The organism is Georhizobium sp. MAB10 (assembly GCF_045012825.1).
In the GTDB taxonomy this organism is placed as follows: Bacteria; Pseudomonadota; Alphaproteobacteria; order Rhizobiales; family Rhizobiaceae; genus Georhizobium; species Georhizobium profundi.
Genome location: NZ_CP118314.1, coordinates 2,859,774 through 2,872,190, shown reverse-complemented (window position 1 = coordinate 2,872,190; position 12,417 = coordinate 2,859,774). Strand labels below are relative to the sequence as shown.

Annotated in this window: 13 protein-coding genes and 2 tRNA genes; 13 read left to right on the top strand and 2 right to left on the bottom strand. The window is 61.6% G+C overall.

Annotated elements, in window-relative coordinates; all coding sequences use genetic code 11:
- Positions 1 to 129: 129 nt before the first annotated feature.
- Positions 130 to 486, bottom strand: coding sequence for a hypothetical protein (locus tag PU133_RS13735; RefSeq protein ID WP_404862148.1), 357 nt, complete (start codon positions 484 to 486; stop codon positions 130 to 132).
- Between the two features lie 36 nt (positions 487 to 522).
- Positions 523 to 598, bottom strand: a tRNA-Val gene (locus PU133_RS13730).
- A 242-nt stretch (positions 599 to 840) separates the two neighbouring features.
- Between PU133_RS13730 and PU133_RS13725 the strand changes: the two genes are divergently transcribed.
- From PU133_RS13725 to PU133_RS13665, 13 genes are all read left to right on the top strand, one after another.
- Positions 841 to 917, top strand: a tRNA-Asp gene (locus tag PU133_RS13725).
- Between the two features lie 342 nt (positions 918 to 1,259).
- Entirely contained in the window at positions 1,260 to 1,625 is a 366-nt protein-coding gene (locus PU133_RS13720; RefSeq protein ID WP_126010663.1) for an NADH-quinone oxidoreductase subunit A, read from the top strand.
- Positions 1,626 to 1,663: 38 nt separating this feature from the next.
- The gene (locus PU133_RS13715) at positions 1,664 to 2,218 is read left to right on the top strand and encodes an NADH-quinone oxidoreductase subunit B family protein (RefSeq protein ID WP_164528007.1); all 555 of its coding nucleotides are present in this window, start codon (positions 1,664 to 1,666) and stop codon (positions 2,216 to 2,218) included.
- A gap of 65 nt (positions 2,219 to 2,283) precedes the next feature.
- Entirely contained in the window at positions 2,284 to 2,895 is a 612-nt protein-coding gene (locus PU133_RS13710; protein ID WP_164528006.1) for an NADH-quinone oxidoreductase subunit C, read from the top strand.
- Positions 2,896 to 2,898: 3 nt separating this feature from the next.
- A complete protein-coding gene (locus PU133_RS13705; RefSeq protein WP_126010661.1) occupies positions 2,899 to 4,089 on the top strand; it encodes an NADH-quinone oxidoreductase subunit D in 1,191 nt (396 codons plus the stop codon).
- A gap of 2 nt (positions 4,090 to 4,091) precedes the next feature.
- The gene (locus tag PU133_RS13700) at positions 4,092 to 4,358 is read left to right on the top strand and encodes a hypothetical protein (RefSeq protein ID WP_404864543.1); all 267 of its coding nucleotides are present in this window, start codon (positions 4,092 to 4,094) and stop codon (positions 4,356 to 4,358) included.
- A 15-nt stretch (positions 4,359 to 4,373) separates the two neighbouring features.
- Positions 4,374 to 5,594 (top strand): NADH-quinone oxidoreductase subunit E, encoded by a 1,221-nt coding sequence (locus tag PU133_RS13695; RefSeq protein WP_404862147.1) that lies wholly within the window; start codon positions 4,374 to 4,376, stop codon positions 5,592 to 5,594.
- Positions 5,595 to 5,607: 13 nt separating this feature from the next.
- Complete coding sequence (nuoF, locus tag PU133_RS13690; RefSeq protein ID WP_404862146.1) at positions 5,608 to 6,915, top strand: NADH-quinone oxidoreductase subunit NuoF; 1,308 nt, start codon at positions 5,608 to 5,610, stop codon at positions 6,913 to 6,915.
- Positions 6,916 to 6,993: 78 nt separating this feature from the next.
- Positions 6,994 to 7,872 (top strand): hypothetical protein, encoded by an 879-nt coding sequence (locus PU133_RS13685; RefSeq protein WP_404862145.1) that lies wholly within the window; start codon positions 6,994 to 6,996, stop codon positions 7,870 to 7,872.
- Positions 7,873 to 7,961: 89 nt separating this feature from the next.
- Positions 7,962 to 10,040, top strand: coding sequence for an NADH-quinone oxidoreductase subunit NuoG (gene nuoG, locus PU133_RS13680; RefSeq protein WP_404862144.1), 2,079 nt, complete (start codon positions 7,962 to 7,964; stop codon positions 10,038 to 10,040).
- 18 nt (positions 10,041 to 10,058) lie between these two features.
- Positions 10,059 to 11,105: an NADH-quinone oxidoreductase subunit NuoH gene (gene nuoH / locus PU133_RS13675; RefSeq protein WP_126013319.1), complete on the top strand. Its 1,047-nt coding sequence runs from the start codon at positions 10,059 to 10,061 to the stop codon at positions 11,103 to 11,105.
- A 24-nt stretch (positions 11,106 to 11,129) separates the two neighbouring features.
- Positions 11,130 to 11,618 carry an NADH-quinone oxidoreductase subunit NuoI gene (gene nuoI, locus PU133_RS13670; protein ID WP_126010656.1) on the top strand — a complete coding sequence of 163 codons (489 nt, stop codon included), beginning with the start codon at positions 11,130 to 11,132 and terminating at the stop codon, positions 11,616 to 11,618.
- A gap of 137 nt (positions 11,619 to 11,755) precedes the next feature.
- Positions 11,756 to 12,370, top strand: a complete 615-nt coding sequence (locus PU133_RS13665) for an NADH-quinone oxidoreductase subunit J (RefSeq protein ID WP_126010655.1) — start codon at positions 11,756 to 11,758, stop codon at positions 12,368 to 12,370.
- The last annotated feature ends 47 nt before the right edge of the window (positions 12,371 to 12,417 follow it).

Here is a 12,417-nt window from a genome sequence, read left to right as displayed (position 1 = left end):
ACTCAGCCCTCATGGTGAGCCTGTCGAACCACGAGGGCGTGGTAGTGAGCTGCCAATGAGGTTCTGCGGCAAAATCAGCAGCAGGTAGATGCCCAAAGCCGGTTCTTTGAGACGACTGCACCGACCGACTCACCATTTCATCCGCATCGGCCGCCAGACGACCGCTTCGCGAATGCGCTCGTTATCGCGTTCCACCACATATGTCTTCAGCCGGCGCGACCCGCATTGCTTGCACCGAAAGGGCACGTTTTGGATCGCGCGGCTCGGGTGAACGAACTGGGTCAGATCCAACGAGAAAAACAGTGCCTTCCGGTCGCAGGGAAGGCACTCGGCCTGAATATAAAGGCCGTGGCGCGCGGCATCTTCAAGCGTTCTGATCGGGCGGGGCATCGCCGAGAATTGGTACAAATAAGGAACATCGTCAATGGCCGAAAAAGATGATCGGCAATTGGCCACACGCGTACGAGCAGAAGTGATCACGGCCAACAGATGACCAGCAATGCAGAAAAAAGAGAGGGGGGATGGTGGGCGATGACAGGCTCGAACTGCCGACATCCTCGGTGTAAACGAGGCGCTCTACCAACTGAGCTAATCGCCCCCGGCCGGTAACGGTGACCGGCGGTACGGGCGTCCATCTAGGCGTTTTGGATGGGCAGTGCAAGAGAAAAACGCGCCGATTGTGCAGAGCCATGGCGAGAGATGGCTGGCGGAAAATTGGCGTCGTGCAATTGTCGTATTTCGTCCATCCCGCGCTTGACAGCCCCGAAGCAAGGTCCTATTCAGCCGCCACGAACGAAGCGCGGCCCACATAAAACGCGGTCACTGCTTCGCTTCATGGATGCGGGTGTAGCTCAGTTGGTTAGAGTGCCGGCCTGTCACGCCGGAGGTCGCGGGTTCGAGCCCCGTCACTCGCGCCACTTTCCTCTGATACTTCAGAATGTTGGAAAGTGGCGCTCACGCCTCGTGTGAGTACGCATCTCGCTCTTCTTTTCATCGTTGCTGGTGGTTGGGCGTCACGCCGGATTGCGCGCTTTGCGGTGCCATTTGCGCATGGTTGACGACGACGTCTCGTGGAGCGGGCCACTCGCCCGTCATCAAGACGACATCGAGGGTTGAATTGGCGGCGTTCGCCCTTGCTTCGCGTGTCCCCGTGCGATAGTCAGACACCGCATTGCAACATGACCTGCTTCCGAACGATTGGGCATCTTGGCCGTCTCGCGCGACCTTTGAGGATGCCTCGGAAGCAAGAGGCAGCCATCATGAACGAACTTCTCGGTTCCTACGTCCCCATCGCCATCTTCCTGGGGCTTTCGCTTTTCATCGGATGTGCGCTGCTCCTGGCGCCATTCCTCGTCGCCTATCGCGCGCCGGACCAAGAAAAGCTGTCGGCTTACGAATGCGGCTTCAACGCGTTCGACGACGCCCGCATGAAGTTCGATATCCGATTCTATCTCGTGGCGATTCTCTTCATTATCTTCGACCTCGAAGTGGCCTTCCTTTTCCCTTGGGCGGTGTCCTTCAATGACATCGGCTGGATCGGCTTCTGGTCAATGATGAGCTTCCTTGCCGTGCTGACCGTCGGCTTTATCTATGAATGGAAGAAGGGAGCGCTCGAATGGCAGTAGCGTACCCGCAGCGCCCGGCGGCACAGGGCGGCGCCACCATGGTAGCTCCGGCTTCATCAGGTATCATCGACCCGAATACCGGCAAGCCGATCGGCCATGACGACGCGTTTTTTGGTGAGATCAACAACGAGCTGGCCGATCGCGGTTTTCTCGTCACCTCGACAGATGAACTGATCAAGTGGGCACGCACGGGCTCGCTCATGTGGATGACGTTCGGGCTTGCCTGCTGCGCCGTCGAGATGATGCAGATGTCGATGCCGCGCTATGACGCCGAGCGTTTCGGCTTTGCGCCGCGCGCAAGTCCGCGCCAGTCCGACGTCATGATCGTTGCCGGTACGCTGACCAACAAGATGGCGCCGGCGCTGCGCAAGGTCTACGACCAGATGCCGGAACCGCGCTACGTCATTTCCATGGGCTCCTGTGCCAATGGCGGCGGCTATTACCACTATTCCTATTCGGTGGTACGTGGCTGCGACCGCGTCGTGCCTGTCGACATCTATGTCCCGGGTTGCCCGCCGACCGCCGAAGCCCTGCTTTACGGCGTCATGCTGCTGCAGAAGAAAATCCGGCGCACGGGTACCATCGAGCGCTGACGCGTGCCGCGGCGTCCGGCGCTGGGCTGGGCGGCCGCTTCCCTTTGTGGAGAAAACGGTTGGATATTGCTGTTACGAGCGCCGGGCTGAAAGAGCTTGCGGCCTACATTCGTGAAGAGCGTGGGGCTCTCGTCACCGATGCGAAAATCGCGTTCGGCGAACTGACGCTGCACGTGCAGCCATCCGGATTGATCGAGCTGGCGACGTTCCTGCGCGACGATCCGCAGTGCCAGTTCGTGAATTTCATCGACATCTGCGGCGTCGACTGGCCGGGCAGGGCCGAGCGTTTCGACGTGGTCTATCATCTCCTGTCCCCGCGCCAGAACCTGCGCATTCGTCTGAAGCTCATGACGGGCGAGGACGTGCCGGTGCCGTCGCTTTGCGGCGTCTATCCCGGTGCAGACTGGTTCGAGCGCGAGGCCTACGATCTTTACGGCATCCTGTTCACCGGCCATCCTGACCTGCGCCGCATCCTCACCGACTACGGTTTCGAGGGCCATCCGCTGCGCAAGGATTTTCCGCTGACGGGCTTCGTCGAGGTTCGCTACGACGACGAGGTCAAGCGCGTCGTCTACGATCCGGTGGAACTGCGCCAGGAATATCGCGACTTCGACTTCCTCTCGCCATGGGAAGGCACCGACTACGTGCTGCCCGGCGACGAAAAGAAGAGCCAGTAGGTCATGACCGAACACAACGTCCGCAACTTCAATATCAATTTCGGCCCGCAGCATCCGGCCGCGCACGGCGTTTTGCGCCTCGTGCTGGAGCTTGACGGTGAAATCGTCGAGCGCGTCGATCCGCATATCGGGCTCCTGCATCGCGGCACTGAAAAGCTGATCGAGCACAAGACCTACACGCAGGCGATCCCGTATTTCGACCGCCTCGACTATGTCGCGCCGATGAACCAGGAGCATGCCTTCGCGCTTGCCGTGGAACGTCTGGCTGGTGTCGAGGTGCCGATCCGCGGCCAGTTGATCCGCGTGCTCTATTCCGAGATCGGCCGCATCCTCTCGCACCTTCTGAACGTGACCACGCAGGCCATGGACGTCGGTGCGCTGACGCCGCCGCTCTGGGGCTTCGAAGAGCGCGAAAAGCTGATGGTGTTCTACGAGCGGGCGTCCGGCTCGCGCATGCACGCCGCCTATGTGCGGCCGGGCGGCGTCCATCAGGACCTGCCGGAACAGCTCGTCGAGGATATCGGCAAGTGGTGCGACCCGTTCCTCAAGACGGTCGACGACATCGACGAGCTTCTGACGGAAAACCGCATCTTCAAGCAGCGTAACGCCGATATCGGCGTCGTGACGCTCGACGAATGCTGGGCCTGGGGTTTCTCGGGCGTGATGGTGCGAGGCTCGGGCGCTGCATGGGATCTGCGCCGCTCGCAGCCCTACGAGTGCTATTCGGATTTCGAGTTCGATATTCCGATCGGCAAGAACGGCGACTGCTACGATCGCTATCTCATCCGCATGGAAGAGATGCGCCAGTCTGCCCGCATCATGAAGCAGTGCGTCGAGCGCCTGCTCGGCAAGGACAAGATCGGCCCGGTCTCTTCACGAGACGGCAAGATCGTCGCGCCGAAGCGGGGCGAGATGAAGCGGTCGATGGAAGCGCTCATTCACCACTTCAAGCTCTACACCGAGGGCTATCGCGTGCCGGAAGGCGAGGTCTACGCCGCCGTTGAAGCGCCCAAGGGCGAATTCGGCGTCTATCTCGTGTCCGACGGCACGAACCGTCCCTATCGCTGCAAGATCCGCGCACCCGGCTATGCGCATCTTCAGGCGATGGACTTCATCTGCCGTGGTCACCAATTGGCCGATGTGTCGGCGATCCTCGGCTCGCTCGATATCGTTTTCGGCGAGGTCGATCGCTGATGCTGAGGCTGCTCGCGCTCTTGGTGCTGGGACTGGCAGCGTCGCCGGCCGCGGCGCAGACAGCCAATCCATCGAGCTCGCTCGGCGGTCCTTCGGGTGCGGTATCATCCGGTTCCCGCTCGATGGGCGCTCTGGTTGCCGAAGGCTACGAGATCAAGGCGTCATCGCCGACCGGAAACAGATTCGTCGTCTTCCTGCAGAAGGAAGGCTCCGCCTATGCTTGCGAATTCGTGACGCTGTCGAATTCGCGCTGTGGCGAAATCGACTAGAGAGGCAATTGCGAAATGTCCGTGCGTCGTCTTGCTGAAGACCATGTTCAACCTCCGGCCTTCGCCTTCAATGCGGAAAATGCCGACTGGGCTCAGGCGACCATTCGCAAATATCCTGAAGGCCGCCAGCAGTCGGCGATCATCCCGCTTCTGATGCGGGCGCAGGAGCAGGAAGGCTGGGTCACCAAGGCCGCGATCGAAGGCATCGCCGACATGCTGTCGATGCCTTATATCCGCGCGCTCGAAGTGGCGACCTTCTACACCCAGTTCCAGCTGAAGCCGGTCGGCACACGCGCCCATGTGCAGGTCTGCGGAACGACGCCGTGCATGCTGCGCGGCTCGGAAGACCTGATGCGCGTCTGCCGCGAGAAGATTCATGCGCAGCCGTTCCACACCAATGCAACGGGCACGCTCTCCTGGGAAGAAGTCGAATGCCAGGGTGCGTGCGTGAACGCGCCGATGGTGATGATCTTCAAGGACGCCTATGAGGACCTGACGCCCGAGCAGCTCGCCGACATCATCGACAAGTTCGATGCGGGCGAGGGCGCTTCGGTCACGCCGGGTCCACAGAACGGCCGACACCTGTCTGCGCCGCTCGGCGGGGCGACGACGCTTCGCGACGAGGAAGCGATGCAGCGTGTCGCCGATCGGGACGTCGCCGAGCGGGCCGTCAAGCCGACTGCTCCTGAAGCTGCTGCAGGTGGTGAAGAGCCTGTCGAAAAGGGTCGTCCTGCACAGAAGGGCGTACCGCTCGAAGCTGATCCAACCGTCGCAAGCCCGCAGGAAGCGAAAGGCCCTGGTGGCCCGTCGAAGACCGAGGATGAAGCCGGTGGCGAACCGGCCGCTCCGGAGAAGGCGGAAGCCGACGCGGCCCCGGCGGCAAGCGGCCGAACCGGCGGCGAACGCGCCGATGCGCCTGCTGCCGGCGCGGCCTCAGTGCCGTCCACACCGGTCAGTGATGCGGTCAAGCCGGCGCCTGCGGAAAAGCCGGCCAAGCCGGACGACCTCAAGCTCATTTCCGGTATCGGTCCGAGGATCGAGGCGAAGCTGAATGATCTTGGCATCTGGACCTATGAGCGCGTCGCAAGCCTCACGGCCGCCGAGCGCGCCTGGGTGGACGATCACCTGAAATTTGCCGGCCGCATCGAGCGCGACGACTGGGCTCGCCAAGCCGAAGCCCTCGCCAAGGGTGGTGAAGCGGAATACATCCGCGTCTTCGGCAAGAAGCCGCGATAAGGAAGGTAGTACGATGCTGAAAGACGAAGATCGCATCTTTACCAACATCTACGGTATTAGGGACAAGTCCTTGAAAGGCGCGATGAAACGCGGCCATTGGGACGGCACCGACATCCTCATCGCCAATGGCCGTGACTGGGTCATCTCCGAGATGAAGGCGTCGGGCCTGCGTGGCCGAGGCGGCGCGGGTTTCCCGACCGGGCTGAAATGGTCCTTCATGCCGAAGGAGAGCGACGGCCGCCCGCATTATCTGGTCGTCAACGCCGACGAATCCGAGCCCGGTACCTGCAAGGACCGGGACATCATGCGCAACGATCCGCACACGTTGATCGAAGGCTGCGTAATCGCCGGTTTCGCCATGGGCGCCCATGTCGGCTACATCTATCTGCGCGGCGAATATATGCGCGAACGCGAAGCCCTGCAGGCCGCGATCGACGAATGCTACGATGCCGGCCTGCTCGGCACCGGCAACAAGTGCGGATGGGATTTCGATCTCTACCTCCACCACGGCGCCGGCGCCTATATTTGCGGTGAAGAGACGGCACTTCTCGAAAGTCTCGAAGGCAAGAAGGGCCAGCCGCGCCTGAAGCCGCCATTCCCGGCCAACGTAGGCCTCTACGGCTGCCCGACGACCGTCAACAACGTCGAGTCGATCGCCGTTGCACCCACCATCCTGCGTCGCGGTGGTGCCTGGTTTGCCGGCATCGGCCGGCCGAACAACACGGGCACCAAGCTTTTCTGCGTATCCGGCCACGTCAACACGCCGTGCACCGTCGAAGAAGCCATGTCGATCCCGTTCCGCGAACTGATCGACAAGCATTGCGGCGGCATCCGCGGTGGCTGGGACAATCTGCTGGCGGTCATCCCCGGTGGCTCGTCCGTACCCGTGGTCCCGGCCGACCAGATCATCGATTGTCCGATGGATTTCGATTCGCTGCGCGATCTGAAGTCCGGTCTCGGTACGGCAGCGGTCATCGTGATGGACAAGTCGACCGACATCATCAAGGCGATCGCGCGTCTCTCGGCTTTCTACAAGCATGAGAGCTGCGGCCAGTGCACGCCCTGCCGTGAGGGCACGGGCTGGATGTGGCGCGTGATGGAACGCATGGTCGAAGGCCGCGCCCAGAAGCGCGAAATCGACATGCTCTTCGATGTGACGAAGCAAGTCGAAGGCCATACGATCTGCGCGCTCGGCGATGCAGCGGCATGGCCGATCCAGGGCCTGATCCGCCATTTCCGTCCGGAGATGGAAAAGCGCATCGAGGCATACACTTACCGGGCCGATTCGACCCGGAACACGACACTGCAAGCGGCCGAATAAGCCGCAGTTCAAAGACTGATCTAGAGGAAACGTCGAGACGGGAACGATGACTTCATGACGACTGCAAGGAGCACTCCTATGTCGCAAGCAGCATTTCCCTTTGGCATGACCCCGGAAACGATAATGCAACCGGTCGCCGATATGCAGAAGATGATGAGCGAGATGGCGTCGGCCATGCCGGCATCGCGCATGATGTCGCCACTGATGGCCCATCCGACGGCTGCCGCAGTTGCGGCAAGTGCTATCGGCATGGGTGCCGCCAGCCAGATGATGGGCATCTTCTTCGGCTCGATGCAGGGCGCGATGGAAGCATCCCGCCGGTTCGGTCTTCCCGTCGCGCCGGTATCGTTTGATGCGAAAACAGCGTTCAGGGCCGCTGACGTCGAAGACATGGCCAATGCTGGCGCGAAAGTCGTCGATAACGCCTTGAAGCAGACTGAAAAGGCCTCGAAGGCTGTCGAAAAGACGGTGGCCGAAAGCGTCAAGACAGCGACCAAGACTGTCGATGCATCCAGCAAGGTTGCCCGCAAGGCGGAGAAGTCGGTCAAAGAAGCCGTCGCCTCCAGTTCTGCAGCTATCGAGAAGGCCGTGAAGTCGGCTTCGGCTGTTTCTGTCAGATCGGCCGAGCCCGTTTCGGCCAAATCGATGCAGAAAGCGGCGAATGCGACCCTCGAAACCGTTGCCAAGGTTCAGACGGACGCCGTCAAGGTCGCCGAAGCGATGATGGTTGCGCCGGCCTCCATGGCAAAGCCCGCCAGCCCGGACGATCTGAAGACGATTTCTGGAATCGGTCCGAAGGTGGAAGAAGTGCTGAACAAGCTCGGGGTCTGGTCGTTCGCCCAGATCGCCGCATGGAGCGACAAGGAAATCGCCTGGGTCGAGGATCATCTTCAGTTGAAAGGCCGCATCGGCCGGGATGATTGGATCGGCCAAGCGGCGGGATTTGCCAAGAAATAGGTTGCACTGGCGGCCCGTCCGATGCGAAAGCCGGGCCGGCCGCCGATGCGGTTTAAAGACACGCGGCATCGGCCGCATGAGGACTGAGAATGGCCAGGTTGAAAATCGACGGAAGAGAGATCGAGGTTCCGGATCACTACACGCTGTTGCAGGCGTGTGAGGAAGCCGGCGCCGAGGTTCCGCGATTCTGCTTCCATGAGCGACTTTCGATCGCCGGCAACTGCCGCATGTGCTTGGTCGAAGTGAAGGGCGGCCCGCCGAAGCCAGCGGCCTCCTGCGCCATGGGCGTGCGCGACATGCGTCCTGGCCCCAACGGCGAATTGCCGGAAGTCTTCACCACCACGCCGATGGTGAAGAAGGCGCGCGAAGGGGTGATGGAGTTCCTTCTCATCAACCACCCGCTCGATTGCCCGATCTGCGACCAGGGTGGCGAATGCGACCTGCAGGACCAGGCCATGGCTTTCGGCATGGACAATTCGCGGTTTTACGAAAATAAGCGCGCCGTCGAAGACAAATATATTGGCCCGCTCGTCAAGACGATCATGAACCGCTGCATCCACTGCACGCGTTGCGTTCGCTTCACGACCGAAGTCGCCGGTATTTCCGAGCTCGGCCTCGTTGGCCGCGGCGAGGATGCCGAGATCACCACCTATCTCGAACACGCGATGACGTCGGAACTTCAGGGCAACGTGATCGACCTGTGCCCGGTCGGCGCGCTGACTTCCAAGCCCTATGCCTTCCAGGCGCGTCCCTGGGAACTCGGCAAGACCGAGTCGATCGATGTCATGGACGCCTGCGGCTCCGCGATCCGCGTCGATACGCGCGGCCGCGAAGTCATGCGCATCATGCCGCGCATCAATGAGGCGATCAACGAAGAGTGGATCTCCGACAAGACCCGCTTCATCTGGGATGGCCTGCGCACGCAGCGCCTCGATCGTCCTTATGTGAAGCGCGACGGTCGTCTGCAGCCGGCAAGCTGGGGCGAAGCCTTTGCCGCCATCAAGGCGCAGGTGTCCGCCACCTCGGCAGACCGGATTGGCGCAATTGCCGGCGATCTTGCAGCCGTCGAAGAAATCTACGCGCTCAAGCTTCTCATGGAGAAGCTCGGCTCCACCAATATCGACTGTCGCCAGGACGGCGCTGCGCTCGATCCGTCGCTCGGCCGCGCCTCCTACATCTTCAACCCGACGATCGAAGGTATCGAGGATGCCGATGCGCTGCTGATCATCGGCGCCAATCCGCGCTTCGAGGCTTCGGTCCTGAATGCGCGCATTCGCAAGCGCTGGCGGATGGAAAACTTCCCCGTTGGCGTGATCGGCGAAGAGGCTGACCTTCGCTACGAATACACCTATCTTGGCGCCGGCACCGATACGCTGGCTGGCCTCGTCGATGGCTCGGGTGACTTCTTCAAGGTTCTGCAGGACGCCGAGCGGCCGATGATCATCGTCGGGCAGGGCGCTTTGGCCCGCACCGATGGCGCGGCGGTGCTCGACAGCGTGCTCGCCCTTGCCGACGCGGTCGGCGTCGTCAGTGAAGACTGGAACGGTTTCGGCGTGCTCCACACGGCTGCAGCGCGCGTCGGCGCTCTCGACCTCGGCTTCGTGCCGGGACAGGGCGGCAAAAATGCTGCGGAGATGCTCGGCGACACCGACGTGCTCTTCCTTCTGGGCGCGGACGAACTGGATTTCACGGCCCGCAAGGCCGGCTTCACGGTCTATATCGGCACCCATGGCGACAATGGCGCCCATCAGGCAGACGTCATTCTGCCGGGCTCGGCCTATACCGAGAAGTCCGGCACCTATGTGAACACGGAAGGCCGTGTGCAGATGGCTTCGCGCGCCGGTTTCGCGCCTGGCGACGCCAAGGAAGACTGGGCGATCCTGCGTGCGCTGTCGGACGTGCTCGGCCACAAGCTGCCGTTCGATTCGCTGCCGCAGCTGCGCGCGCATCTCTATGCCGCCCACCCGCATTTCGCAGCGATCGACGAGATCGCGGTCGGCGACGTGTCCGGCATTCGCGGCCGCGAGGCTGGCAGCAATTTCGACAAGACCCCGTTCCGCTCGCCGGTGACGGATTTCTACCTGACCAACCCGATTGCCCGCGCTTCAGCGGTCATGGCCGAATGCTCGGCGCTTGCGCGCGGCGACGTCAAAGTCGCAGCCGAATAGCCGCCGAGGGGGACGATGATGGACGGATTTTTCGCAACTTACGCCTGGCCGGCCTTGATTATTCTCGGTCAGTCGCTCCTGCTTCTGGTCGCGCTCTTGGTGTTCATCGCCTATGTGCTCTACGCCGACCGCAAGATCTGGGCGGCCGTGCAGATGCGCCGCGGCCCGAACGTCGTCGGTCCCTGGGGGCTGCTGCAGTCTTTCGCCGACCTTTTGAAATTCGTCCTCAAGGAGCCGGTCATCCCGTCCGGCGCCAACAAGGGCATCTTCCTTCTGGCCCCGCTCGTCTCCGTGACGCTGGCGCTTGCCGCCTGGGCAGTCATCCCGATCAACGAGAACTGGGCGATCGCCTCGATCAATGTCGGCATCCTCTATGTCTTCGCCATTTCCTCGCTCGAGGTGTACGGCGTGATCATGGGCGGCTGGGCATCGAACTCGAAATACCCGTTCCTCGGTGCGCTGCGCTCGGCTGCGCAGATGGTCTCCTACGAAGTCTCCATCGGCTTCGTCATCGTCACCGTTCTTCTCTGCGTCGGGTCGCTCAGCTTGACGGACATCGTCCTGTCGCAGCGTGACGGTCTCGGCACGATGGTCGGCCTGCCCAATTCGTTCCTCGATTGGCACTGGCTCGCGCTGTTCCCGATGTTCATCATCTTCTTCATCTCGGCGCTTGCTGAGACGAACCGGCCGCCTTTCGACCTGCCGGAAGCCGAATCGGAACTCGTTGCCGGCTTCATGGTGGAATATGGATCCACGCCGTACATGATGTTCATGCTCGGCGAATATGCCGCCATCGTCCTGATGTGCGCGCTGACGACGATCCTGTTCCTTGGCGGCTGGCTTCCGCCGGTCGATTTCTGGCTCATCAATTGGGTGCCGGGCGTCGTCTGGTTCGTCCTCAAGATGTGCATGGTCTTCTTCATGTTCGCCATGGTGAAGGCTTTCGTGCCCCGCTACCGCTACGATCAGCTGATGCGTCTTGGCTGGAAGGTCTTCCTGCCGATCTCGCTCGCAATGGTCGTCATCACCGCATTCGTTCTCAAACTGACCGGCTGGTCCGCCTGATCGGCCGGGAGAGGTTGAAAAGCCATGGCTCTTGCTCAAGCCGCTAAATCGCTGTTCCTCAAGGAATTCGTCGGCGCGTTCTTCCTGTCGATGCGCTACTTCTTCGCGCCGAAGGCAACGGTGAACTACCCGTTCGAGAAAGGCCCGGTCAGCCCGCGTTTTCGCGGTGAGCATGCCCTGCGCCGCTATCCGAACGGCGAGGAACGCTGCATTGCCTGCAAGCTCTGCGAAGCGATCTGCCCGGCACAGGCGATCACCATCGAGGCCGGCCCACGCCGCAACGACGGCACCCGCCGCACGGTGCGCTACGACATCGATATGGTGAAGTGCATCTATTGCGGCTTCTGCCAGGAAGCCTGCCCGGTAGACGCCATCGTCGAAGGGCCCAATTTCGAGTTCGCCACCGAGACGCGTGAAGAGCTTTATTACGACAAGGATCGCCTGCTCGAGAACGGTGATCGCTGGGAGCGCGAAATCGCCCGCAACATAAAGATGGATTCGCCGTACCGGTGATGATCTAGACGGGGCGAAGGCCCTGATCTAAGAGAACCGCGCGAGGTTCTGCCTCTCGCACCTGCGAAAGACACTCTTGAGCGCCGCTTTCGAATTTTCGGGACTGCGCGGCATTCGGGAAGACAAAGGCACGCCAGATGGGTCTTCAGGCCGTATTCTTCTATCTCTTCGCCTTCGTCGCCGTGGCATCGGCGTTCATGGTGATTTCGGCCCGCAATCCGGTTCACTCGGTGCTGTTCCTGATTCTGACCTTCTTCAATTCGGCCGGCCTGTTCCTGCTGACGGGCGCCGAATTCCTCGCGATGATCCTGCTCGTGGTCTATGTCGGCGCGGTCGCGGTCCTCTTCCTCTTCGTCGTCATGATGCTCGACGTGGACTTCACGCAGCTGCGTTCGGGCGTGCTGGAATATGCGCCGATCGGTGCGCTGGTCGGCCTGATCCTCGCGGCAGAGCTCATCATCGTGCTCGGCGGGGCGACGTTCGCTCCCGAGATCGCCGGTTCCGGCGCGATGGCAATCCCGCCTTTGACCGAACGCCAGAATACGCAGGCGCTCGGCGACGTGCTCTACACGGACTTCATCTACTTCTTCCAGATCGCCGGCCTGATCCTTCTGGTCGCGATGATCGGTGCGATCGTTCTGACGCTGCGCCAGCGTGACAACGTCAAGCGCCAGGACATCGCAGCCCAGGTCGCCCGCGGCCCCGCCAACTCGATCGAGGTGGTGAAGGTCAAGCCGGGGCAGGGCGTCTGATTGCTTTATTATAGCCTTCCACGAGGGCTACGAGGGGTTTAGGGACT